Consider the following 20,653-nt stretch of genomic DNA (forward strand, 5'->3'; position numbering starts at 1 on the left):
CACTCCCCCTCCCCCTGCGGGAGGGGGTTGGGGGAGGGGCTGCGCGCGTCGGCGCGCTTGTGGCGAGTCTTCGTCCGGCAGTCGGGGGCTGCAGCCACCCATCGCCGGCTCCGGCGGGGCCAAACCCCTCCCCCTGCCCCCCTCCCGCAAGGGGAGGGGGAGGGTAAAATCATCGCCCGGAGGCTCGGAACAGCAAGAGGCGCCCCTCAAGCCGCCGCGATGCGCCGGCCCTTCAGTTCGAAGCCGCCGCCGTCCAGCCGGTGCAGGGCCGGGGCCGCGGCCAGCAGCTCGCGGGTGTAGTCGTGCCGTGGATGGTCGAACACCGTGTCGCGCGGCCCGGACTCGACGATCTTGCCGGACTGCATCACCGCCACCCGATCCGCTACCTGCTCGACCGCGCCCAGATCGTGCGACACGAACAGGCAGGCGAAGCCGTAGCGCTCCTGCAGCGCCCGGAACAGCTCCAGGATCTGCTTCTGCACCGTCATGTCGAGCGCCGAGACCGGCTCGTCGGCGATGACGAAGGCCGGACGGCGGATGATCGCCCGGGCGATCGCCACGCGCTGGCGCTGCCCGCCCGACAGCTGGTGCGGATAGCGCCTGGCATGGTCCGGCGTCAGGCCGACATCGACCAGGGTCTCGGCCAGCCGGTCCGCCTTCTGCTTGGCCGTCATCTCCGGCGCCAGCCGCAGCGGCTCGGCCACGATCGGGCCGATCCGCATCCGCGGGTCGAGCGAGGAGTACGGGTCCTGGAAGATCATCTGGCAGTTCAGCCGATGGTCCCGCGCCGCCTCGCCCTGGCGCGCGCCATGGACGTCCTGGCCACGGAACCGGATTCGGCCGGCGGTCGGCTTCAGCAGACCGACGATGGCGCGGCCCAGCGTGGTCTTGCCGCTGCCGCTGCCGCCGACCAGCGCCACCGTCTCGCCCGGATGGATCGCCAGGCTGACCCCGTCCACCGCCCGCTTCGGCGGGGTGCGCGAGAACAGCCGCTGCCGGCCGGCATGGTCGATGGTGACGTCCTCGACCGCGATCAGCGGCGCGCTCTGGTCGACCGGCGGCCGGGCGGTGCCGCGCTTCGGCAGCGCGTCCAAGAGCTTGCGGGTGTAGTCGTCGCGCGGGCTGAGCAGGACTTGTTCCGTCGGGCCGCCATCGACCGCGCGGCCGCGCTGCAGCACCACCACATGGCGGGCGTAGCGGGCCACCATCGCCAGGTCGTGGCTGATCATCAGCACCGCGGTGCCGTTCTCGCGCGTCAGCTCGACCATCAGGTCCAGCACCTCGCGCGCCACCAGCGTGTCCAGCGCCGTGGTCGGCTCGTCGGCGATCAGCAGCGCCGGCTTGGTCAGCATCACCGAGGCCAGCATGATCCGCTGCCGCATGCCGCCGGAGAACTCGTGCGGATAGGCCGACAGGCAGCGCTCCGGATCGGCGATGCGGATCCGCTCCAGCATCGCCAGGCTGCGGCGCCGGATCTCGGCGTCGTCCAGGCGCAGATGCAGCTTCAGCGCCTCGGCCATCTGCCGGCCGATCGGCATCGCCGGGTTCAGCGACACCATCGGCTCCTGGAACACCATGCCGATGCGGGCGCCGCGGATCTTCCGCAGGCCCTTGGGCGGCAGCGTCGCCAGGTCCTGGCCGTCGAAGCGGACGCGGCCCGCGATCCGCTGCATCGGCGGCGGCAGCAGGTCCAGCACGGCGCGCGCCGCCATGGTCTTGCCGCTGCCGGATTCGCCGACCAGCGCCAGCATCTCGCCGGCCGGCAGGGCGAAGCTCAGGTCGTCGACCACCAGCGGGCCGCCGTCGCCGGCGCGGATGGTCAGGTGCTCGACCGAGAGGAGGGGGCTCATCGCTGCATCCTGGGGTCGAGCCGGTCGCGGATCGCGTCGCCGAACAGGTTGATGCCGAGCAGGGTGAGGGAGATGCACAGGCCGGGGAAGATGCCGAGCCAGGGCGAGGTGCCGATATAGGGCCGGCTGGCGGCCAGCATGTTGCCCCAGGTCGCGGCCGGCGGCGGCACGCCGAGGCCGAGGAAGCTGAGCGCGCTTTCCGACAGCAGCACCCAGCCGAACATGCTGGTGGCCAGCACGGTCAGGGGGGCGATGCAGTTCGGCAGCACGTGCCGGGCCATGGTGAACAGCTCGGCATTGCCCATGATCTGCGACGCCTCGACGTACTCGCGGCCGCGGATCGACAGCACCGTGCCGCGCACCACGCGGACCACCGAGGGCATGTAGGCCAGGCCGAGAGCCAGGATGATGCCGTATTTGTTGGCGCCGAGCACCGCCATGATGCCGAGCGCCAGCAGGATGCCGGGGAAGGCCAGCAGCGCGTCGTTGAACATCATGATGATGCGGTCGACCCAGCCGCGCATGTAGCCGGTCAGCACGCCGATCAGCGTGCCGCCGGTGACCGCGGTGGCGACCGTCAGCAGGCTGATCCAGCTGCTGGTGGCGGCGCCGCTCATCGCCCGGCTCAGCACGTCGCGGCCGAACTCGTCGGTGCCCAGCCAATGCGCGGCCGAGGGCGCCTTGAACCGCGACAGGATGTCGATCTTCAGCGGGTCGTAGGGCGACCACACCACGCTCAGCAGCGCGGTCGCGATCAGCACGCCGATGATCAGCCCGCCGATCGCCGCATTGGCGCGGATCCGGCGCCGCTTCGGCAAAGCGAGGGTGGTGGGGGAGTCAGCCTGCGCGCTCATGCCGTCACCCGCGGGTCGAACAGGGGATACAGGAGGTCGACGAACAGGTTCACCACGACATAGATGCCGGCGACGAACAGCAGGCAGCCCTGCACCACCGGATAGTCGCGGGCATAGATCGAATCGACCAGCAGGCGGCCGAGGCCGGGGATGGTGAACACGGTCTCGACCACGGCGATGCCGCCCAGCAGGTTGCCCAGCATCAGCCCGATCAGCGTCCAGGTCGGGGCGAAGGCGGTGCGGAAGGCGTGGCGCCACAGCACCGCGCTCTCCGACAGCCCTTTGGCCCGGGCGTGGGTAATGTATTCCAGCCGCATCACCTCGATGGTGCTGGCCCGTGCCATGCGGATGATCACCCCGGTCTCGACCAGCACTAGCGTCGCCACCGGCATGATCATGTACAGCAGGGCGGCGCCGGCATCCTCGCCGAACGGGACATAGCCGATGACCGGCAGCCAGCCGAGCTTCAGCCCGAACAGCAGCAGCATCAGCAGGCCCAGCCAGAAGCTCGGGATCGACAGCAGCAGCGTGGCGCCGGAGATCACGGTCAGGTCCAGCGCGCTGTCCTGCCGCCAGGCGGCGATCATGCCGGCGGGCACGGCGACCAGGCTGGCCAGGGCCACAGCCGCCAGCACGATGGTGGCGCTGACCGAGAACCGGTCCAGGATCAGCGGCAGCACCGCCTGGCCGGTGCTGATCGAGGTGCCGAAATCGCCGGACAGGACGTTGCCGAGCCAGTACAGGAACTGCACCGGGATCGAGTGGTCCAGCCCGAGCGACCGGCGCAGGTCGGCGACGGAGGACGGGTCCGCCATGTCGCCGAGCATCAGCGTCACCGGGTCGCCCGGGATCAGCCGGATCATGGCGAAGACGGTGATGGCGACGATCAGCAGCGTCGGCACCGCCATGCCCAGGCGTTGCAGCAGGAAGCGAAGCATCGCGGCCTCCCCCGAGCGCGTCGGTTCAGTTCTTGATCGCCACGTTCCACAGCCGCGGCTTCGACGCCGCCCAGGGCTTGTAGCCCTCGAGCCGGTCGGAGACCGCGGCGATGTCGGCGCCATTATAGGTCACGATCAGCGGCACGTCGGCGATCTGCATCTGGTGCAGCTTGTCGAAGATCGCCTGGCGCTGCTTCGGATCGCTGGTCACCATCGCGTCCTGGATCAGCTTCAGCGCCTCGGGGTTCTCCCAGACCTTGCGCGGCTGGGTGTCCTTGGGGCCGGACATCATCTCGTAGCTCAGCGCCGGGTCCATGCGGGCGGAGTAGCTGAACGACATGGTCTGGTACTGGCCGGAGGTGTAGCGGTCCAGCTGGGCGCCCCAGTCCAGCACCTCCAGTTCGATGGCGATGCCGGCCTGCTGCGCCAGGGCCTGGGCCAGGATCGCGGTGTCGTAGACGCTCTGGATCTTGCGGTTGACCAGCATCTTGATCGGCTGGCCGGTGTAGCCGGCCTCGGCCAGCAGCGTCTTCGCCTCCTCGATGTTCGGCGTGTAGCCCTGCCGCTCGACGTCGGTGTAGTAGGGGCTGGCGCTCGGCATCACCGAGGGGTTCGCCGGCGAGGTGCCCTGGGTCAGCGCCTGGGCGATCTGGCTGCCGTCGATGGCCAGCGCCAGCGCCCGGCGGATGCGGACATCCTTCAGCAGCGGGTCGCGGGTCTGCAGCAGGATGGCGTTCATCGACAAGGCCTGCGCGAACTCGGTGCGCACGCCCTTCTGGCCGTCGAGCTCCTGCTTGTCCGCGATGCTGACATCCGGCACCAGGTCGATGTCGCCGGACAGCAGCGCCGTCTTCGCCGCCGCCGGGTCGCCGATGATGGTGAAGCGCACGGTCTCGGCCAGCGCCTGCTTGCCGCCGGTGTAGCCGTCGCGCTCACCGCCGCGCGAGGCGTAGTCGGCGAAGCGCTTCAACTGCACGTACTGGGCCGGCTCCCACTTCTCCAGCTTGTACGGGCCGGTGCCGATCGGGGCGATCCACTTGCCGTCCGGCCCGACCGAATCCGGATGGATGATCGCGCCCTCGGCGCAGTCGGTGCGGGCGATGGTGGCCAGGAACAGGGCGCTCGGCGCATTCAGCTTGAACACCACCGTCTTCGGGTCCGGCGCCTCGACCGCCTCGATCTTGATCCGGCCGCGGCCGTCGAGCTCCGGCAGGCAGCGCCATTCGGTCTTGGGATCGAGCCAGCGCTTCCAGCTCCACACCACCTCGGCCGAGGTCATCGGCGCGCCGTTGTGGAACTTGATCCCGTCGCGCAGCGTGAAGGTGTAGGTCTTGCCGTCGTCGGAGACGGCGACGCTGTCGGCCAGCATCGGCCCGACCGAGGCGTCCTCGCGATAGGCGACCAGGCCCTCGACGATGTGCAGGATCACCGCATCGGTGTTGTCGTCGCGCTTGGTGCCGGGATCGGTGCTGCGCAGGTCGCCGTTCAGCTGCACGCGGATGGTGTCGGATGGCGGCGCCGCCCAGGCCGGAATGGACGAGACGAGCGCCGCCGCGAGCGCAAGAAGGGAAAGTCGGGTCATCAGAGCCCCCCTGTGTTGAGGCGTTGCAACAGGCCGGACCGCGTTAGGCCGCGTTCTTCGTCCGGCGGGACAGATCGAGCGAGTAGGTGGTGAAGGTCCGGTTCAGGGCGGGCAGCGGCGCCACCTCCATGGTCCCCTCGGCCGGGCGCATGATCACCATGGCGACGGTGGCCGACAGGTTGGCGCGCGACGACGGCCGCGGCGGCCGGCACACGGCGTAGGGCGTGCCGAAATCGTCGAAGAAGGCCGCCTTCATGTCCTCGGCGGTCAGCCGGCCGCGCTTGGCCTGGAGATGCTGCTGCACCCGCCAGTCGCGGTAGTAGCTCTCGGGCGAGCCCGGGATGCCGGCGTCCTTCAGCTTCGTCAGCGCCACCGGGCTGCGCCAGTGGTTGGCATGGACCAGCAGGCCGTCCTCGGGATACAGCGGGAAGGTCTCGTCCGGCGCGCATTCGAAGTCGATGGCGAAGCCGCCGGCATTGCTCAGGATCATGTTGTTCGAGGCGGATTTCGCCGTCGTCGCCACGATCCGCATCGACAGGGCGAAATGCTCCTGCTCCAGCGCCTTGCGCCGGATCAGCGGCAGCGGCACGCCGACCTCCAGCTTGTAGTCGCGGTCGGATTCCAGGTAGTTCGCGGTGATCGCGGTGCCGGCCGAGTTCAGCCCGTTGCGGGCCAGGCCGCCGGCCTCGGTGAAGGTCAGCACGTCCGGCCCGTCCTCGCGCCGCACCCGCAGCACGATCGCGGTCTCGGCGCATTCCGCCCGCCAGTCCCAGTTCTGGCCGTGGATCAGCTGGCCGTCGGCGCTGGCCGACCCCAGGATCACGGCGCCGGTGCAGCCGTCCGGATCGTCCTCGACCATGCCCTTGCGTCGGTGCGCCAGCTGCATCACCTCGGTGCGGCAGTTGATCAGCGCCACCGCCTCGAAGTCCAGCTCCGCACCCTCGGCGATGCCGCGCATCTCCTCGATCAGCTCGGGCGCGAAATCGTCCATCTTCGGCAGGAAGTCGCTGACGAAGCCGCGGATCTGCGCCCAGTCATAGCCGAGGTCGCGCAGCTGCCGGGCATAGACCTCGACGCTCTTGCGGGTGCGGTCGGCCGCGGCGGCGCCGTATTGCCGGCCGCGCTCGCGCGGCGTGCCGTGGATGTCGACGAAGGGGAAGGGCGTCATGATCGGGGACCCGTTGTCATCGGTTGGTCACACCGTAGTGCACTTTATGGAGATGAAAAACATATTTTTGGGGCATGCTGCGAAGTCGAAAGATTTTTGCGCGCTTGGCGCACGCCCTTTCCCCGCGCCGCGCGATCGTTATCATGAAGGGGCACAGCGTGGAGCACAGCGTGTCAGCGGCGGAAGCGGCGGAGCGGGCGAGCCCGCTGCAATTGGAACTGGCCCGGCAGATCGTCGAGCGGATGCGCGACGAGGCCTGGGGGCCCGGCATTCGGGTGTCGGAGCAGGCCTTGGCCCGCACGCTCGGCGTGTCGCGCTCGCCGATCCGCGGCGCGCTTGACCTCCTGGTGGCGCAGGGCGTGCTGGAGGCGGCATCCGGCCGCGGCTTCGTGGTGCTGCGCCGGCCGGAGGGCGACGAGATCGCCCGGCTGATCCCGCGCTCGGAGGGCGAGGAGGTCTATGTCGCGATCATGACCGACCGGGCCAATGGCCGCCTGCCGCAGGAGGTGTCGGAGGCCGAGCTGATCCCGCGCTACGGCGCCCCGCGCGGGGTGGTGCGCAAGGTGCTGATGCGCTTCGCCGCGGAAGGGCTGGTGCAGCGCCAGCGCGGCCATGGCTGGCGCTTCGTCGACAGCCTGGAGACCGACGAGGCGGTGAACGAGAGCTACCAGTTCCGCATGGTGGTGGAATGCGCGGCGCTGCGGCAGCCCGGCTTCCGCGTCGACCGCGACCGGGTGCAGCAGCTGCGCCGGGCGCATCAGGACATCATGGCCCGGGCCGCCGGCGGCGTCGGCACCGACGAGTGGTTCCGGGTCAACACTGCGTTCCATGAGATGCTGGCGGCGTCGTCCGGCAACCGCTTCTTCCTGCAGGCGGTGCGGCAGCAGAACGCGCTGCGCCGGATGCAGGAATACGCCGATTTCGTGCAACTGCCCCAAGGCCGGGTCGAGCAGTCCTGCCGCGAGCATCTGGCGATCCTCGACGCGCTCGAGGCCGGCGAGGTCGAATGGGCGGCGGCGCTGCTGCACCGCCATCTGGCGCTGGCCGCCGGCACCTATGCCGGCGAGGCCGCGGTGGAGGGCAAGCAGCGGGCCGAGCTGAGCGCATGACGGCAGTCGTGCCCTACCGCATCCGCCCGGGCCGCCCCGACGAGGTCCAGGCCGTCCGCGTCATCGAGGTCGCGGCCGCGTCGCAGTTCCGCGGCATCGGCCTGCCTAAGATCGCGGCGCTCGACCCGGCGGAACGGCAGGAGGTGATGCTGCGGGCGCAGCAGGGACGGCTGCTGGTCATGGCCGACGCCGCCGACCGGCCGGTCGGCTTCGCCCTGTTCAGCGAGATCGACGGCACCCTGCACATCGAGGAGCTGGACGTCCATCCCGACCATGCCCGCCGCGGCCTGGGCGCGGCCCTGATCGAGCGGCTCGACGCCGTGGCCCGGGAGCGGGGGCTGCCGGAGCTGACCCTGTCGACCTTCCGCGACGTGCCCTGGAACGCGCCCTACTACGCCCGCCTCGGCTTCCTGCCGATGCCGGACGAGGCGCTCGGCCCCGGCCTCGCTGCGATCCGCGACATGATCGCCGACAAGGGCATCGACATCATCCCGCGCCTGTTCATGCGGCGGCCGGTGGCCCCCTGAAGCGGAGCTCGATCGGGCCGAAGAAGGGTAGGTCATCTCTCGACCCTTTGGGATAGTGCCCAGTTCGGCGAGGCGACCTATGCAACGGGTGCGAGTGTCTCGCTGCTGTCCGTGTCGATCTGACCGCCACCCGTGACGGCATTGGACTCGCGAATGAGATCGATGAACGCACGCAGGCCGGCGGGAATATGGCGCCGCCCGGAATAGTACAGAGAGAGCCCCGGGTAGGACGTCATCCAATCCTCCAGCACAGGCACGAGTCTTCCCGCGGCGACATCCTCACGGGCATACCATTCGGCGATCTGGGCCAGGCCTTGGCCTTGGCGGGCCGCCTCCTGCATCAGAATCGGCGCGTCCAGAATCAGATTGCCCGGGACATCGACGCGAAAGACTTCGCCTTGCTTCATGAACTCCCAGGGCGACGGCGCCCCGCTGGGAAGCCGGGTGCGAATGCATCGGTGCGCCGAGAGATCGTCGGGTGAACGGGGCCGTGGATTCGTGGCGAAGTATTCGGCCGACCCCACCACGATCATGCGGATGTCCGGTTTGATTGGCACCCGGATCATGTCCAGGGGCACCAGTTCGCCGGCCCGCACGCCCGCATCGAACCCTTCGGCGACGATGTCGACCATGCGGCCTTCCGTGACGATATCGACCGTCATGGCCGGATAGCGACGCAGGAAATCCAGCACGATCGGCTGGAAGATCATGCGCGCCGCCCCCAGCGAGCTGTTGATCCGAAGGGTTCCGCTGGGCGTGGAGCGATGGTCGCTGATGGCGCTCATGGCGCCCTGGATCTGGGCAAAGGCCGGCCCGACCTGGGCCAGAAACTCCTGTCCGGCCTCGGTGAGGGACACGCTCCGGGTCGTGCGATGGAACAGGCGAACGCCCAGGCGGGCCTCCAGCCCGGCCACCGCACTGCTGAGGGACGATGTGGACATGTCGAGCTCGAGCGCCGCCGCGCGAAAGCTGTGGCGCCGCGCCACGGCCAGGACAGCCTCGAATTCGACCAGTCCTGTCTTATACATTGTTCGCGATTACAGGATAACGCATCCCCGTTTCTCCTTATTATTAAAACGATGGCGGGTCCATAGATTTCACGCAACCGGAAACTCCGGATGCGATTGGAGCGAGTGTCATGAGGCGCATTTCCGAGGCCTATATCGACGGTGCCTTCGTGCCTGTGCAGGGCACCGAGGTCATCGAGACCATCAACCCGGCCACCGAGCAGGTGATCGGCACCGTCACGCTGGGCAACCAGGAAGACATGCGGCGTGCGATCGCCGCCGCCCAGCGAGCCCAGCCCGCGTTCGGCCGCACCACGAAGCTGGAACGCATCGCCATGCTCAAGCGCCTGCAGGCTGCGGTCCTGGCGCGGACGGACGACATCCGGGACGCGACCATCGAGGAGTATGGCGGCGCGTTCTCCCGGGCCCAGTGGGTCAGCCAGTATGCCTCGCAGTGCTTCGCCCATGCGGCGGACACCCTCGACGCCTATGCGTTCACCCGGCAGATGGGCGCGGCCACCGTGGTCATGGAGCCGGTGGGCGTCGCCGGGCTGGTGACGCCCTGGAACAGCACGGCAGGGTCGATCTGCAGCAAGTTGGCGAGTGCGCTAGCCGCCGGCTGCGCCACCGTGACCAAGCCCAGCGAGCTGAGCCCGATCCAGACCCAGATCGTGGCGGAGGCCCTGCACGCGGCCGGCCTGCCGTCCGGTGTCATCAACATCGTCAACGGCCGGGGCGCGGATGTCGGCACCGAGATGAGCACCAATCCCGGCATCGCCAAGATTTCCTTCACCGGGTCGACGGCCACAGGCAAATCGATCATGCGGGCCGGCGCCGAGACCATGAAGCGGGTGAGCCTGGCGCTCACGGGCAAATCCGCCACCGTCATTCTCGATGACGCGGACTTCGCCCAGGCCATTCCGGCGGCCCTGAGCGCCGGCTTCCTCAACAACGGCCAGGCGTGCATCGCCGGCACCCGCATCCTGGTGTCGCGGGCCCGGCATGCAGAAGCCATCGAACGCGTCGTGGCGGAGGTGGCAAAGCTGCGGGTCGGCGATCCGCGCGACCCTGCCACCGCCATGGGCCCGCTGGTCAACCAGGCCCAGTACGAGCGCATCCAGCACTTCATCCGCCGCGGGCTCGAGGAAGGCGCCACGCTCGTCGCCGGGGGCGAAGGCCGGCCGGAGGGGCTGCCGCGCGGATACTTCGTCAAGCCGACCGTGTTCGACAACGTGCGCAACGACATGGACATCGCGCGCGAGGAGATCTTCGGGCCGGTGCTCTCCATCCTGACCTACGAGGATGAGGACGACGCGGTGAGGATCGCCAACGACTCGCTATACGGACTGCAGGCCTATGTCTTCTCGTCCGATCCGGCGCACGCCAACCGCATCGCGGCAAGACTTGAAGCCGGCACCGTCATGATCAACGGCATGAAGGCCGAGTTCGCGGCGCCGTTCGGCGGCTTCAAGCAATCCGGCATTGGCCGGGAGTTCGGGGTTTTCGGCCTGGAGGCCTTCCTCGAAGCCAAGACCATCGTGTCGGTCTGACGAGAATGTCCGGTCCGAGTAAGGAGACGATGTCCATGTCACAGGTCTGGCTGGTTACCGGCAGCTCCCGCGGCTTCGGTCGGGCGCTCGCCGAAGCGGTGCTGGCCGCAGGGCACAGCCTCGTCGCCACGGCGCGGAACCCCGCGCAGCTCGCGGATCTGGTGCAGCGCCACGGCGACCGGGTTCGCGCCGTCGCCCTCGACGTGACCGATGCGCCGGCCGCGGACCGGGCCGTCCAGGCGGCGGTCGGCGCCTTCGGGCGGCTCGACGTGCTGGTCAACAATGCGGGCTATGGCGATATCGGCTCGATCGAGGACACCAGCGCGGAGGTGTTCCGGGCCCAGATCGAGACCAACCTGTTCGGCGTCGTCAATGTGACCAAGGCCGCGATCCCGGTGATGCGGCAGCAGGGGTCGGGTCACGTCATCCAGTTCTCCTCCATCGGCGGGCGCATCGGCACGCCGGGCCTCGGTGCCTATCAGACGGCGAAATGGGGCGTCGAAGGCTTCTCGGAGGTGCTGGCCAAGGAGGTCGGCCCCCTCGGCATCAAGGTGACGATCATCGAGCCGGGCGGTTTCCGCACCGACTGGGCCGGGGCCTCCATGACGATCCGCGACAGCCGGCCCGAATACGACGCCACGATCGGCGCGATGGCGCGCTACATCCGCGACCATCATGACGGCAACCAGCCGGGCGATCCGGTCAGGGCGGCCGCCGTCATCCTCCACATCGCCGGCCTGGCCGAACCGCCCCTGCGACTGCTGCTCGGCAGCGATGCCGTCCAGATCGCGGAGGACACCGACAAGGCGCGGATCGAAGCCGATCGGAAGTGGCGGGCCCTGAGCGTCTCCACCGACTTCGCAAACTGACGGCCGCCCCCAGGACGATCTCCGGGGTGGGGCGATGCCGCCATGCCTTTGAAATCAAGGAAAAGCACAATGTCCCAGTCCCATGGAAAGACCCTGCCGCCAAGCTCGGTTCACTGGCGCGTCGGCGACGCGACGGTGACGACGCTGTCCGACGGCTACGTGCAGCTCGAACTCAGCCAGTTCGTCACCAATGTCCCGCTGGAGGATGCGATCGCCGTGCAGCAGAAGGCGCTGCGGCCGACCAGCTTCCTGCTGGAGGTGAATCTCTATCTCGTGCGCAGTCCCCAGCATGGCCCCATTCTCATCGACACCGGGCTCGGCAGCCTTGTGCCCACGGCGGGCCATCTCCCGGCAGCCCTGGCCAATGCCGGCGTGGCGCCGGAAGACATCGAGACGATCCTCCTGACCCACCTTCATGGCGATCATGTCTCCGGACTGACCGACGCGGATGGCAAGGCCGTCTTCGCGAATGCCGAGGTCGTCGTCCACAAGGCCGAAGCGGCCTACTGGCTGGACAGCGACATCGGCACCATCCGGGACGCGGATGGTGCGGCCATCGCGCGTCGCGCCTTGGCCCCATACAGGGACCGCCTGCAGTTGATCGACGGGGGCGAAGTTGCCCCTGACATCACCGCGGTCCTGCTGCCCGGCCATACGCCCGGGCATGTCGGCTACCAGATCGGACATGGGCCTGACGCCATCCTGGTGTGGGGCGACATCGTCGGCCTGCCGCATGTCCAATCCGCTCTTCCCGACGCGGGATTCCTCACCGATTTCGATGGCGCCCTGGCGGCCGATACGCGCCGGAAGGTGTTCGCACGCGCCGCGGACGAGAGCCTGCTCGTCGCCGGGATGCACATGGAGTTCCCCGGTGTCGCCAACGTCGTCAGGGACGGCGAAGGGTTCCGCCTGCTTCCGGCCCCTTGGACGGCGCGCCAATAGGCGCCGGTCGATCCGGCCCCGGTCGCCTCCGGATCGAAAGACGACGTCAGCCGACCAGGTCTCGGCTCGGCCTCGCCCTCAGAACGCGGTCAGCCCGGCGACGTCCCGGCCGAAGGCCGATTGCGGCTGCGAGGGCTGGAAGTCCTTCGCCCGTTCGCGCCGGGCGACGCAGTCGGAGATGTCCGCCGCGATCGCGGTCCAGGCCGCGCCCCGCTTCAGCGAATCGAGGAAGCACTCGTCGTAATAGGTGTAGCGGTCGTCGGCGCCGCAGCCGAAGGACGGCCGGTCGGCCCGGGCCGCGGTCAGCACGATGCGGTCCGGCGTCGTCAGCGCCGGCGTGTCGGTGTAGATCCCGGAATAGCAGCCGGAGGTGACCAGGACGGTCGGCCGGCCGGCGCAGGATCCGTCCAGGGCCTGGGCCAGATAGGTCGGCGGGATCACCGCATCGTCGGCGGCGACGAACAGTCCGCGGCCCTTCACGCCGTGCGAGGTGAGATAGACGAAGCAGCCGGTTCCGGCGGGTCCGGCCAGGCCGGCCATGGCGCGGTCGAAATTCGCCTTGGTAGCGACCGCGCCCGGCTGGCGCGCATCGGCCTTGAGCACGGCGATGTCGGCCGGCGCCACGCCGAAGGACAGCAGGCTGCGCCGCAGCGCGTCGACGCCGTTGTCGAACACCGGCTCGGCATCGTCGGCCGCGACCAGCAGCGCCTTCCAGCGCAGCGGCGTGCCCGTCGCGGCGACGGAGGGGACGGCCTGGCCGGCGCAACCCGACAGCAGCACCGCGAGGACGGCGATGCGAAGCGATGGCGCCGGTCTCATCCGTCCCCTCTCCCCATCGTCCGGCCTACCAGGCGCCGGTGTTCGGCATCGACAGCCAGGGCTCGGCCGGCGGCTTCGAGCCGCCCTTCTGCAGGATCTCGATCGAGATGTTGTCCGGCGAGCGGACGAAGGCCATGTGCCCGTCGCGCGGCGGCCGGTTGATGGTCACGCCGGCCTTCTGCAGCCGGTCGCAGAACTCGTAGATGTCGTCGACCTGATAGGCCAGGTGGCCGAAGTTGCGGCCGCCGGTGTAGACCTCGGGGTCCCAATTGTAGGTCAGCTCGACCGGCGCGTCCTCCTGGCCCGGCGGGGCGAGGAAGATCAGCGTGAAGCGGCCCTTCTCGTTCTCGCTGCGGCGGGTCTCCTTCAGGCCCAGCAGGTCGCGGTAGAAGTGCAGCGGCTGCTCCAGGTCGGTGACGCGGACCATGGTGTGCAGGTATTTCATCTTCCATCCTCCCGAACGGGTTCGCGGCGGCGGTGTCGGATCGTCTGAGGCAGTCCGGACGGTGGCCACGCAGGCATCGCCGAATCCGGACCCGGCTACAATCGTCGCCCGGCGGCTGTCTGACAAGTCGCTCCGGCCTCGGGCCGCCATTCAGCCGGAGGCCGAGAAAATCTCGTGACGGCGCATATCAAAGGTTGTGATCGGCCCTATCGTTCATAAATGATGGAGCAGTGTCGGCCCGGCCGATGCATCCCCGACCATCTCTGCTCCGGAGGCCGAGGCGCATCCATGCCGCACGACACCCCCCTGATCGCCACCATCGTCGCCGGCCTCGGCCTGGCCTTCATCTTCGGCGCCATCGCCCACCGGCTGAAGGCGCCGCCGCTGGTCGGCTATCTGCTGGCCGGCATCCTGGTCGGGCCGCACACGCCGGGCTTCGTCGCCGACCAGGCGCTGGCGCCCGAGCTGGCGGAGATCGGCGTCATCCTGCTGATGTTCGGCGTCGGGCTGCACTTCTCGCTGAAGGACCTGCTGTCGGTGCGGGCGATCGCGGTGCCCGGCGCCGTGGTCCAGATCGGCTTCGCCACGGCGCTCGGCCTCGGCCTGGCGCTGATGCTCGGCTGGACCATCGCCAGCGGCCTGGTCTTCGGCCTCGCCTTGTCGGTCGCCAGCACCGTGGTGCTGCTGCGGGCGCTGCAGGAACGCCGGCTGGTGGAGACCGAGCGCGGCCGCATCGCCGTCGGCTGGCTGATCGTCGAGGATCTGGCGATGGTGCTGGCGCTGGTGCTGCTGCCGGCGCTGGCCGGGCTGGTCAACGGCGACATCGACCTCGGGTCCGATCCGCTCGCCGTCTCCCTCGGCCTCGACCTGGGCGTCGGCGGCGTGCTGGCGCTGACCCTGGTGAAGGTCGCCGCCTTCGTCGCGCTGATGCTGGTGGTCGGCCGGCGGGTGATTCCCTGGGTGCTGCACTACATCGCCCACACCGGATCGCGCGAGCTGTTCCGGCTGGCGGTGCTGGCGCTCGCGCTCGGCGTCGCCTTCGGCTCGGCCAAGCTGTTCGGCGTGTCGCTGGCGCTCGGCGCCTTCTTCGCCGGCATGGTGCTGGCCGAATCCGAGCTCAGCCACGCCGCGGCGCAGGAGACGCTGCCGCTGCGCGACGCCTTCGCGGTGCTGTTCTTCGTCTCGGTCGGCATGCTGTTCGACCCGACCAGCCTGTGGCGCGACCCGCTGCCGATGCTGGCGGTGGTGTTCATCATCGTCATCGGCAAATCGGTCGCCGCCTTCGTCATCGTCCGCCTGTTCGGCCATCCGGTGACGACGGCGCTGCTGATCTCCGCCAGCCTGGCGCAGATCGGCGAGTTCTCCTTCATCCTGGCCGAGCTCGGCGTGAAGCTCGGCCTGCTGCCGGAGGCCGGGCGGGACCTGATCCTGGGCGGTGCGATCCTGTCGATCCTGCTCAACCCCGTGGTGTTCAACGCCTTCGGCCGGCTGCGGCCGCTGTTGGAGCGCGCGGTGCCGGTCCCGGCCATGGCGGGCGGCCCGGCCCTCCCGGCCGAGGCGCCGCCGCCGGCCGAGGCTGCGCCCGCCGCACTGCCCGCGGCCGAGACGGCCACGCTGGCCGAGCCGGCGCTGCCGACCGCGCTCACGGATCACGTCGTGCTGGTCGGCTATGGCCGTGTCGGCAGCCTGATCGGCGCGGCGCTGCAGGCCGCCGGCCGGCCCTTCCTGGTGATCGAGGACGCCGACCAGCCTTTGGCGCGGCTGCGCGAGGCCGGGATCGAAACCATCATCGGCAACGCCGCGGTGCCGGAGGTGCTGGGGCTGGCCAACCTGCCGGCGGCCCGGCAACTGGCCGTCGCCGTCCCGAACGCCTTCGAGGCTGGCCAGATCGTCGCCCAGGCCCGGGCCGCCAACCCCGGCATCGCCATCATCGCCCGGGCGCATTCCGATGCCGAGGTCGAGCATCTCAGCAGCCTCGGCGCCGACGCGGTGATCATGGGCGAGCGCGAGATCGCCCGCGGCATGGCCGAAGCCCTGGCTGCGGGCGAGGGCGTGCAGCCCGGAGTCACGCCAGGCGCGTGACTCTCTCGAGCCGGATTGCAAATCTGTTGCGTGGGGACGCGGCTTTAGACATATTACATATTGTATACCAGTTTCGATCCTGCCAATCATGACGGGTCGCGGACGGACCCGCCGACGGTTGAGAGGACATAGTCGACCCGGCTTCGATGCCAAAGCGGCGCTCAGCGCCGGACTTCCTCCATGACTCGATTGGCGCTCAGCGCCCTACGCCTTTGCGGGCTCTGCCCGACGGCTCGGGATCAGGCAGGGCCGGCTCTCCGGAGGCCCCGGAGGACCGGTCCGATTCCGCAGCCACCGCCGCGGTAGAGCATCGCAGGCCAATGAACCGCCGGCAGTCAACGACCGGCCGAACGAGTGCAACGAGACACTGGGAGAGCCATCGCCATGAGTGCGATTTCCAACGCGAGCGCCGGGACGGGGAGAGCGCCCGCGAATCGCTGGATTCAGCTGATCGCCGGCATCGTCTGCATGGTCGCTGCCGCGAACATCCAATACGCCTGGACCCTGTTCGTTCCGGAGATCCAGGAGACCTACGGCTGGAGCCGCGCCGCGATCCAGACCGCCTTCACCATCTTCGTCGTCGTCCAGACCTGGCTGACCCCGATCGAGGGGTATTTCATCGACAAATACGGCCCGCGCGCCATGGTGCTGGTGGGCGGCGTGATGACCGGCCTGTCCTGGGTCGTGAACTCCTACGCCACCTCGCTGACCGGCTTCTATGTCGGCGCCGCGATCGGCGGCATCGGCGTCGGCTGCGTCTACGCCACCTGCGTCAACGCCGCGCTGAAATGGTTCCCGGACCGCCGCGGCCTGGCCGTGGGCCTGACCGCCGGCGGCTACGGCGCCGGCTCGGCCCTGACCATCATCCCGATCGCCAGCGTCATCGCCGACTCGGGCTATCAGACCGCCTTCTTCTGGTTCGGCCTGATCCAGGGCAGCATCATCTTCGCCGCCGCCTGGTTCCTGCGCGCCCCGGGCAAGCAGGAGGTGAAGCACTCGACCAAGGTCGCCCAGTCACGGCGCGACTACACGCTGGGCGAGGCGCTGCAGACCCGGGTGTTCTACGTCATGATGTTCATGTTCATCTGCACCGTCACCGGCGGTCTGATGGCGGTCGCCCAGCTCGGCGTCATCGCCCAGGATCTCGGCGTCAAGGACATGCCGGTGAACCTGTTCTTCTTCACCATGGCGGCGCTGCCCTTCGCCCTGATGCTCGACCGCATCATGAACGGCATCTCGCGGCCCTTCTTCGGCTGGGTGTCCGACCATATCGGGCGCGAGAAGACGATGTTCATCGCCTTCACCATGGAAGGCATCGGCATCGTCGCGCTCGGCACCTTCGGCCACAATCCGTGGGCGTTCCTGATCCTGTCGGGCGTGGTGTTCCTAGCCTGGGGCGAGGTGTACTCGCTGTTCAGCGCCACCGCAGGCGACACCTTCGGCACCAAGCATGTCGGCAAGATCTACGGCGTGCTGTACTGCGCCAAGGGCGTCGCCGCGCTGCTGGTGCCGTTCGGCAACCTGCTGATGGAGGCGACCGGCACCTGGTCGACGGTGCTGTACACCGTGGCGGCGATGGATCTGATCGCAGCGTTCTCGGCGATCGTGATCCTGCGGCCGATGCTGCAGCGCCACCATGCCCGCAACGCCTCGGCCCTGGCGACGGCCGAGCCGCAGCGGGCGGCCAGCCACAGCGGCCGGCTGGCCAGCGCCAGCTAGGCTCTCAGACCGGGCCGGCCCGTTGCCGGCCCTGCAAGAATGGAACAGCCGGGCCGGGAGGGCAGCCTCCCGCCCGGTTTTCCGTTTTTGTCAGCTCTCGAAAACCAGCTGGATGCGGTCGCTGGCGAAGCTGGACAGGCCGAACTCGACCACCCGTCCCTCGGCGTCGACATTGAGCGCCTCGGTCGCCAGCACCGGCCGGGAGCGCGTGATCTCGAGCAGCCGCTGCTCCCGCGCATCCGGCAGCCGGGCCGAGACCCGGGTGCGGCGGCGGGTGTAGTCGGCGACGCCGAGACGGGCGAAGCTCGCCGTCACCGAGCGGGTCTCGCGGAAGATCTCGACGATTCCCGGGAAGCGCGCCGCCGGGAAGTAATGGCTGGCGAGGCTCAGCGGCAGCCCGTCGGCATGCGACCGGGTGTCCAGCCGGATCACCTCGGCCCCCACCGGCACCTCCAGCTCCCGCGCGACCGCGGCCGAGGCCAGTTCGTTCGCCGATTCCAGCAGCTCCAGCCGGGCGGCGCGGTTCTCGCGGCGCATGTTCTCGTGGAAGCGGGTGCGCCGGCCGATCAGATAGGCGATGGCGCCGAGATGGACGAAGGTGCCGCGCCCCTGGGTGACATCGACCAGGCCGCGCTCCTCCAGCTCCGCCATCGCCCGCCGCACCGTGTGGCGATTGACGCCGAATCGCTCCGACAGCTCCGCCTCGGTCGGCAGCCGGGCGCCGGCCGGGTGCACGCCGTCGCGGATCTCGCGCTCCAGCGCCTCGCTGATCTGGCGCCACAGGGCGACGCCGGCGCCGCGGCTGAGCGAGGTGTGTGGAGTCATGCCAGTTCCGTCACGCAAATTTCATCCTTGCCGACTTGCGGCTGCCGTCGAATCTCGTCCATGATCTAAACATACGGATGACTAGATGAATGTGCAATAGGTTGATCGGTCGATGACCAACAAAACCGAACAGCGCCGGGACTGGATGGCCGTGCTGGCCAAGTCGGATTCGGCGACACTGCGTCGCCTGTGGTCGGATCTCGACGACGAGGCCCGATTCACCACGCTGCGCCCGGCCGAGACCGGCATGGTGATGGTGCGCGGCCGCGCCGGCGGCGACGGCATGGCCTTCGCGCTCGGCGAGATGACGGTGACGCGTTGCACTGTGCGGTTGGACGGCAGCGACGTGCTGGGCTTCGCCTATGTCGCCGGCCGCGACCGCCGCCATGCCGAGATCGCGGCCCGGGCCGACGCCTTGCTGCAGACCGATCGGCGCAACGCTGTCGAGGCCGCGTTGATTGCGCCACTGCGCGCAGCCCAGGCCGAGGCGCGGGCCGTGGCCCGGCGCAAGGCGGCGGCGACCCGCGTCGACTTCTTCACCATGGTGCGGGGGGAGAATCCACGATGACCGCGATCCTCGACTCGGCGGCGCTGCTGCCCGGCCTCGCCGACCCGGTGCTCGGCAGCCAGTCGGTGTTCCGCGCGGTGCTCGACGCCATGGCCCGACCCGGCCGGCCGGTCGGCTGCCCGGAGCCGGTCGCGGCGCCGGCCCCGCTCGGCCGCGCCATGACGGCAGCGGCGCTGACCCTGGTCGATTTCGACACGCCGGTCTGGCTCGACCCGGCCCTGGCGACCCCGGCGGTGCAGAGCTTCCTGCGTTTCCACACCGGCGCGCCCTTGGTCGCCGACCCGGCCGCGGCGGCCTTCCTGCTCGTCGCCGACGCCACGACCCTGCCGCGCCTCGGCGGCCTGGCCCTGGGCGAGGACCGCTACCCCGACCGCTCGGCGACGCTGGTGGTCGAGGTGCCGGCGCTGGACGGGCCGGAGGCGGGCCGCTTCACCGGCCCCGGCATCGCCGCGGCCGAACCCGCCCGGATCGTGGGCCTGCCGGAATGGTTCCGCGAGGACTGGGCGGCCAATGGCGCCGCCTATCCGCTCGGCGTCGATCTTCTGCTGACCTGCGGCGACCGGATGCTGGGCTTGCCGCGCACCACCCGCTGGGAGGGCTGATCCGATGTATGTCGCCGTCAAAGGAGGCGAACGTGCGATCGAGAACGCCCAGACGCTGCTGGCGGAGACCCGCCGCGGCGATCCGGCGGTGCCCGAGATCGCCCCGGACCAGATCCGCGAGCAGCTGGGCCTGGCCGTCGACCGGGTGATGGCCGAAGGCTCGCTGTACGACCGGGATCTCGCGGCGCTGGCGATCAAGCAGGCGCAGGGCGACCTGGTGGAGGCGATCTTCCTGCTGCGCGCCTACCGCACCACGCTGCCGCGCTTCGCGGTGTCGGAGCCGGTCGACACCGCCGCCATGACGGTGCGGCGCCGCGTGTCCGCCACCTACAAGGACATCCCGGGCGGCCAGATCCTGGGCCCGACCTACGACTACACCCACCGCCTGATCGACTTCGCCCTGGCCGCCGCGGGCGAGCCGGCGGCGGCGCCGGAGGGCGAGGCGGGGCCGGACGGGCCGGTGCCGCGCGTGGTCGACATCCTCAACCGCGAGGGGCTGATCGAGCGCGAGGCCGAGGCGCCGGAAGGGCATGAGCCGGTCGACCTGACGCGCGACCCGCTGAGCCTGCCGGCCGACCGCGACCAGCGGCTGCAGAACCTCGCGAGAGGCGACGAGGGCTTCCTGCTGGCGCTCGGCTATTCGGTGCAGCGCGGCTATGGCGGCAACCACCCCTTCGCCGGCGAGATCCGGCTGGGCGAGGTGGCGGTCGAGATCGTGCCGGAGGAGCTGGGCTTCGCGATCGAGATCGGCGAGGTCACCGTCACCGAATGCCAGATGGTGAACCAGTTCGCCGGGTCGAAATCGGCGCCGCCGCAGTTCACCCGCGGCTACGGCCTGGCCTTCGGCCATTGCGAGCGCAAGGTCATGGCGATGTCGCTGGTCGACCGGGCGCTGCGCGGCCGCGAGCTGGGTGAGGATTCGCGCTATCCGGCCCAGGACGAGGAGTTCGTGCTGGCGCACAGCGACAATGTCGAGGCCTCGGGCTTCGTGCAGCATCTCAAGCTGCCGCATTACGTCGACTTCCAGGCCGAGCTGGAGCTGATCCGCCGGCTGCGGGCGGAGCATGAGCGCCGCGCCCGCGAGGCGGACGACACCCGGAAGGAGGCGGCGGAATGAGCGCCGACATCGTGACGAAGAGGGTAGGGCGGGGCCACCCCCTCACCCTCCCAGCCCAAGCGGGCTGGGTCCCTCCCTCT

19 protein-coding genes are annotated in these 20,653 nt (G+C 69.7%); 10 read left to right on the plus strand and 9 right to left on the minus strand.

Annotated elements, in window-relative coordinates; all coding sequences use genetic code 11:
* Positions 1-206: 206 nt before the first annotated feature.
* From ACTOWL_RS11090 to ACTOWL_RS11110, 5 genes are read right to left on the minus strand one after another with little or no spacing between them, the layout of a single operon-like run.
* Positions 207-1,850 (minus strand): ABC transporter ATP-binding protein, encoded by a 1,644-nt coding sequence (locus ACTOWL_RS11090; protein ID WP_441321285.1) that lies wholly within the window; start codon positions 1,848-1,850, stop codon positions 207-209.
* Positions 1,847-2,704 (minus strand): ABC transporter permease, encoded by an 858-nt coding sequence (locus ACTOWL_RS11095; RefSeq protein ID WP_441321286.1) that lies wholly within the window; start codon positions 2,702-2,704, stop codon positions 1,847-1,849. The genes ACTOWL_RS11090 and ACTOWL_RS11095 overlap by 4 nt, the downstream gene beginning before the upstream one ends.
* Positions 2,701-3,642 (minus strand): ABC transporter permease, encoded by a 942-nt coding sequence (locus ACTOWL_RS11100; RefSeq protein WP_441321287.1) that lies wholly within the window; start codon positions 3,640-3,642, stop codon positions 2,701-2,703. Before ACTOWL_RS11100 ends, ACTOWL_RS11095 begins: the two co-directional genes overlap by 4 nt.
* 25 nt (positions 3,643-3,667) lie before the next feature.
* Entirely contained in the window at positions 3,668-5,224 is a 1,557-nt protein-coding gene (locus ACTOWL_RS11105; protein WP_441321288.1) for an ABC transporter substrate-binding protein, read from the minus strand.
* A 43-nt stretch (positions 5,225-5,267) separates the two neighbouring features.
* The gene (locus tag ACTOWL_RS11110) at positions 5,268-6,392 is read right to left on the minus strand and encodes a C45 family autoproteolytic acyltransferase/hydolase (protein WP_441321289.1); all 1,125 of its coding nucleotides are present in this window, start codon (positions 6,390-6,392) and stop codon (positions 5,268-5,270) included.
* Between the two features lie 143 nt (positions 6,393-6,535).
* Here ACTOWL_RS11110 and ACTOWL_RS11115 point away from each other — a divergent pair, with 143 nt between their 5' ends.
* Both ACTOWL_RS11115 and ACTOWL_RS11120 read left to right on the plus strand, forming a co-directional pair.
* Positions 6,536-7,501, plus strand: a complete 966-nt coding sequence (locus tag ACTOWL_RS11115) for a GntR family transcriptional regulator (RefSeq protein ID WP_441321290.1) — start codon at positions 6,536-6,538, stop codon at positions 7,499-7,501.
* Positions 7,498-8,028, plus strand: coding sequence for a GNAT family N-acetyltransferase (locus ACTOWL_RS11120; RefSeq protein ID WP_441321291.1), 531 nt, complete (start codon positions 7,498-7,500; stop codon positions 8,026-8,028). Before ACTOWL_RS11115 ends, ACTOWL_RS11120 begins: the two co-directional genes overlap by 4 nt.
* Positions 8,029-8,105: 77 nt before the next feature.
* On the opposite strand, the gene ACTOWL_RS11125 is transcribed toward ACTOWL_RS11120, so the two are convergent.
* A complete protein-coding gene (locus ACTOWL_RS11125; RefSeq protein ID WP_441321292.1) occupies positions 8,106-9,056 on the minus strand; it encodes a LysR family transcriptional regulator in 951 nt (316 codons plus the stop codon).
* Positions 9,057-9,211: 155 nt separating this feature from the next.
* Here ACTOWL_RS11125 and ACTOWL_RS11130 point away from each other — a divergent pair, with 155 nt between their 5' ends.
* From ACTOWL_RS11130 to ACTOWL_RS11140, 3 genes are all read left to right on the plus strand, one after another.
* On the plus strand, positions 9,212-10,585 hold the full coding sequence (locus ACTOWL_RS11130) for an aldehyde dehydrogenase family protein (RefSeq protein ID WP_441321293.1): 1,374 nt from the start codon (positions 9,212-9,214) through the stop codon (positions 10,583-10,585).
* Between the two features lie 35 nt (positions 10,586-10,620).
* Entirely contained in the window at positions 10,621-11,454 is an 834-nt protein-coding gene (locus ACTOWL_RS11135) for an oxidoreductase (protein WP_441321294.1), read from the plus strand.
* A 69-nt stretch (positions 11,455-11,523) separates the two neighbouring features.
* The gene (locus ACTOWL_RS11140; RefSeq protein ID WP_441321295.1) at positions 11,524-12,396 is read left to right on the plus strand and encodes an MBL fold metallo-hydrolase; all 873 of its coding nucleotides are present in this window, start codon (positions 11,524-11,526) and stop codon (positions 12,394-12,396) included.
* 78 nt (positions 12,397-12,474) lie between these two features.
* Here the strand turns inward: ACTOWL_RS11140 and ACTOWL_RS11145 are convergent, their stop codons facing one another.
* Positions 12,475-13,215: a C13 family peptidase gene (locus ACTOWL_RS11145; RefSeq protein WP_441321296.1), complete on the minus strand. Its 741-nt coding sequence runs from the start codon at positions 13,213-13,215 to the stop codon at positions 12,475-12,477.
* Positions 13,216-13,240: 25 nt separating this feature from the next.
* A complete protein-coding gene (locus tag ACTOWL_RS11150) occupies positions 13,241-13,660 on the minus strand; it encodes a VOC family protein (protein ID WP_441321297.1) in 420 nt (139 codons plus the stop codon).
* A gap of 288 nt (positions 13,661-13,948) precedes the next feature.
* Here ACTOWL_RS11150 and ACTOWL_RS11155 point away from each other — a divergent pair, with 288 nt between their 5' ends.
* Both ACTOWL_RS11155 and oxlT read left to right on the plus strand, forming a co-directional pair.
* On the plus strand, positions 13,949-15,742 hold the full coding sequence (locus ACTOWL_RS11155) for a cation:proton antiporter domain-containing protein (protein WP_441321298.1): 1,794 nt from the start codon (positions 13,949-13,951) through the stop codon (positions 15,740-15,742).
* Between the two features lie 384 nt (positions 15,743-16,126).
* Complete coding sequence (oxlT, locus tag ACTOWL_RS11160; RefSeq protein WP_441321299.1) at positions 16,127-17,461, plus strand: oxalate/formate MFS antiporter; 1,335 nt, start codon at positions 16,127-16,129, stop codon at positions 17,459-17,461.
* Positions 17,462-17,551: 90 nt separating this feature from the next.
* Here the strand turns inward: oxlT and phnF are convergent, their stop codons facing one another.
* On the minus strand, positions 17,552-18,286 hold the full coding sequence (gene phnF, locus ACTOWL_RS11165; protein ID WP_441321300.1) for a phosphonate metabolism transcriptional regulator PhnF: 735 nt from the start codon (positions 18,284-18,286) through the stop codon (positions 17,552-17,554).
* A 112-nt stretch (positions 18,287-18,398) separates the two neighbouring features.
* Between phnF and phnG the strand changes: the two genes are divergently transcribed.
* From phnG to ACTOWL_RS11180, 3 genes are read left to right on the plus strand one after another with little or no spacing between them, the layout of a single operon-like run.
* Positions 18,399-18,854 (plus strand): phosphonate C-P lyase system protein PhnG, encoded by a 456-nt coding sequence (phnG, locus tag ACTOWL_RS11170; protein WP_441321301.1) that lies wholly within the window; start codon positions 18,399-18,401, stop codon positions 18,852-18,854.
* Positions 18,851-19,456, plus strand: coding sequence for a phosphonate C-P lyase system protein PhnH (gene phnH / locus ACTOWL_RS11175; protein WP_441321302.1), 606 nt, complete (start codon positions 18,851-18,853; stop codon positions 19,454-19,456). Before phnG ends, phnH begins: the two co-directional genes overlap by 4 nt.
* A 4-nt stretch (positions 19,457-19,460) precedes the next feature.
* Positions 19,461-20,573, plus strand: a complete 1,113-nt coding sequence (locus ACTOWL_RS11180; RefSeq protein ID WP_441321303.1) for a carbon-phosphorus lyase complex subunit PhnI — start codon at positions 19,461-19,463, stop codon at positions 20,571-20,573.
* Positions 20,574-20,653 lie beyond the last annotated feature (80 nt).

Source organism: Inquilinus sp. CA228 (assembly GCF_052078665.1).
GTDB lineage: Bacteria > Pseudomonadota > Alphaproteobacteria > DSM-16000 > Inquilinaceae > Inquilinus.